Raw genomic sequence first — 863 nt, forward strand, 5'->3', positions numbered from 1 at the left:
CCTCGACCGCGTCGGCCTCGCCGGCCGTATCGCCTACGAATTCACCGCGGCGGAGATGCTGCCCGCGGCGGGGCAGGGCATCGTCGCAGTCGAATGCGCAGCGCAGGACTGGCAGACGCGGCAGATCCTGTCATCGATCGACGATCCCGCGGCGCATGCCAGCGCGGATGCCGAGCGCGAGGTCTTGTGGGTGCTGAACGGCCACTGCAATTCGCCAGTGGCGGGCTTCTCGACCATCGCGGGCGATCAGATGTCGCTCACCGCATCGGTGCTCGATCTCTCCGGCAACACCATCATCGAGGCCTCGCGCGCGGGTCCCGCCAATCGCCCGCGCGAGCTCGGTCGTGCTGTGGGTCTTGATCTGCTGGGCAAGGGTGCGGCCGAGATCATCGAGCGCAGCCGGCCGCGCTAGCTGCCTTGCGAAATTACGACCGGCGATGATGTCGTTCTGCGTCTGTTTTGCCCGACGTGTCAAAGGCGCGCGGGGGCGAGTCCTGCCAGCTCAAATCTTTCAATGACTTGTCTACTGTGCATGGGGTTGTTTTCGCGTTTTTGTTTCCCACCCCTCAGGGGCGGGGCGAACTAGCCCCGCACGCGCTTGATCATCTGCTCGACATGGGCGATCGGCGTTTCCGGCTGGATGCCGTGGCCGAGGTTGAAGATCAGGCGCCCTTGCGCAAAATTGGCCAACACGTTGTCGACCGCGCGGTCGAGCGCGGCGCCGCCCGTGATCAGCACCAGCGGATCGAGATTGCCCTGCACGGCGACCTTGCTCTGGACGCGCTCGCGGATGAAGGCGGGCTCCGCGGTCCAGTCGATGCTGACGGCGTGGACGCCGGTTGCCTCGACGTAAGCAGGCAGCT

General features: G+C 65.8%; 1 protein-coding gene and 1 pseudogene. One reads left to right on the forward strand and one right to left on the reverse strand.

Features of this window, described 5'->3' with window-relative positions:
• Nucleotides 1–412: pseudogene (locus tag MOV74_RS39235) on the forward strand (hydroxymethylbilane synthase); the annotation flags it as partial.
• A gap of 170 nt (nucleotides 413–582) precedes the next feature.
• On the opposite strand, the gene MOV74_RS39240 reads toward MOV74_RS39235, so the two are convergent.
• Nucleotides 583–863 (reverse strand): uroporphyrinogen decarboxylase family protein (locus MOV74_RS39240; protein ID WP_309486890.1); only part of this gene is annotated, 281 nt, incomplete at its 5' end.

Origin of the sequence: Bradyrhizobium sp. SHOUNA76 (assembly GCF_023006445.1) — a bacterium.
Classification (GTDB): Bacteria; Pseudomonadota; Alphaproteobacteria; order Rhizobiales; family Xanthobacteraceae; genus Bradyrhizobium.